Annotated in this window: 3 protein-coding genes; all 3 read left to right on the forward strand. The window is 68.7% G+C overall.

Translation table 11 applies throughout. The features are described 5' to 3' along the window. Window positions 1-403 precede the first annotated feature (403 nt). The 3 genes from G6020_RS12585 (at window position 404) to G6020_RS12590 (ending at window position 1,668) form a co-directional block, all read left to right on the forward strand. The gene (locus G6020_RS12585) at window positions 404-583 is read left to right on the forward strand and encodes a hypothetical protein (RefSeq protein WP_182610856.1); all 180 of its coding nucleotides are present in this window, start codon (window positions 404-406) and stop codon (window positions 581-583) included. Between the two features lie 355 nt (window positions 584-938). Continuing rightward, a complete protein-coding gene (locus G6020_RS17445) occupies window positions 939-1,064 on the forward strand; it encodes a hypothetical protein (RefSeq protein WP_277815278.1) in 126 nt (41 codons plus the stop codon). A gap of 142 nt (window positions 1,065-1,206) precedes the next feature. Continuing rightward, entirely contained in the window at window positions 1,207-1,668 is a 462-nt protein-coding gene (locus tag G6020_RS12590) for an SRPBCC family protein (protein WP_182610857.1), read from the forward strand. Window positions 1,669-1,771: the final 103 nt, after the last annotated feature.

Genomic DNA, 1,771 nt, shown 5'->3' on the forward strand with positions numbered 1-1,771 from the left:
TCCCGCCGACCCCGCGTGGGCCCGGAAGCCCGCGGGCAGGGGGATCGATGCGGGCGCGTCAGCGGCGTGCGGTGTCATGCCGCCCATTGTCTCCCACGGGATCGCCCGGCACATCGCGACGCCCCATCCCGCCGCTCGACGGACCCGCGCGCGGCGCCCCCGCCGCGGTCGACCTCCGTAATGTGAGTTGAATTACGTGAGAAATGCCGACGGATCGTTACGCAGCAAATATGAACGCTTTCTTGCGCGTCAATTCCGCCGATAGGCCCCTTCCCGGAAAGAGCTTGCGGTCACGGCCGTAACGCTTCCCCGGCGATTCGGGATGTACATCGCGAGTCCGAACCAAGGACTGCACTACGAGCGCGGCCCACCCGGCGCCGCGCACTGACGAAAGGGGTCCCTCATGGGTTCCATCGAAGACATCGCTTACGGTTCGCTCGGCCTCGCCGGTGAGGTCATCGGCACCGGCTCCGCCGCCGCCAACGGCCTCCTGGCCGCCGGTTCGTCCGCGGCCAACGGGTTCCTGGGCCTCCCGGAGTCGTTCCTGGACTTCGTGTTCGGGATCTTCAACAGCGCTTCCTGATCGACGGTTGACGTCGGGCCCCGAGCCCGACCTCACCTCCTCGACGCCGGCATCCGCCTTCGGACGGATGCCGGCGTCGTGCATTTCCTCGCCTCTTCCCGCCCGGACCCCTCAGCACATTCGCCGACATTCGGCTATTGAGACATAGATCACATTAAAGCGATTCGGGCGGACTTCCTGCACGAGTAAAAGAACTCCATCCGCTAAAACCCCGGAAAGACGCCCCACCGCGTGAATCCGGCCGACGGACTACGTACGGTCCGGAAGTGAGTTCTCGATGGACTGATCGAGTTCGCGAGAGCTTCACAGACCGAGCGGCGTTCCGGCGCCGCCCCCCTGACGAAAGGACCATCACATGGGTTCCGTTCCCGAGTTCATCGACGGCATCGCGACCGGCTCCGACGTGGTCGACGGCGGCACCGACCTGTTCGCCGAGGTCCTCGGCTTCTTCACCGACCTCCTCGGCAACCTGGGCTCCTGAGCCGGCGCGCCTGACGGCGCGACGCCCGGGATCGGCTCCGGCCGACCCGAGCCGCCCGCGACACCGGCCTCCGCTTCGGCGGGGGCCGGTGTCCGCATTTCCGGCGCCCGCATCACCCGCCGGCGCCGGTAGCCTCGTCCCCATGCAGCTCGACCTGTCCCGTCACGTCGCCGCCGACCCCGCCACCGTCTGGGCCGTGCTCACCGACATCCCCTCCGCCCACCTCACCCTCAGCGGGGTGCTCGCGGTCGAGATCCTCACCGACGGCCCGTACGAGCCCGGGCTGCGCTGGCGGGAGACGCGGAAGATGTTCGGCATGAAGTCCACCGAGGAGATGATGGTGCTCGCGGCCGAGCCACCGAACGCCACCACGATCGTCGCCGAGAACGGCGGCACCGAGTACAAGACGGTGTTCACCATCTCCCCGGACGCCGACGGCGGCTCGACGCTGCGCATGCGCTTCGGCGCCCACACCGCCCACGCCCCCGCGGCCTCCCGCGTAGCGATGATGGTGATGGGGCGGTTCGCCGAGAGGTCGACCCGCCGAGCCATGGAACAGGACCTCGCCGATATCGCCGCCGAGGCCGAGCGCCGCGTCGGGTGATCCCGGCCGCCGCGAATACGCTTCAGCGCGGTAGCGGCTTCGCTGCCCGGTCCCACAACTCGGTCACCACCTCCACGGCCGAACGGCTCGCGTAGGCATCGGC

Source organism: Dietzia sp. B19 (assembly GCF_014145155.1).
Lineage (GTDB): Bacteria > Actinomycetota > Actinomycetes > Mycobacteriales > Mycobacteriaceae > Dietzia > Dietzia natronolimnaea.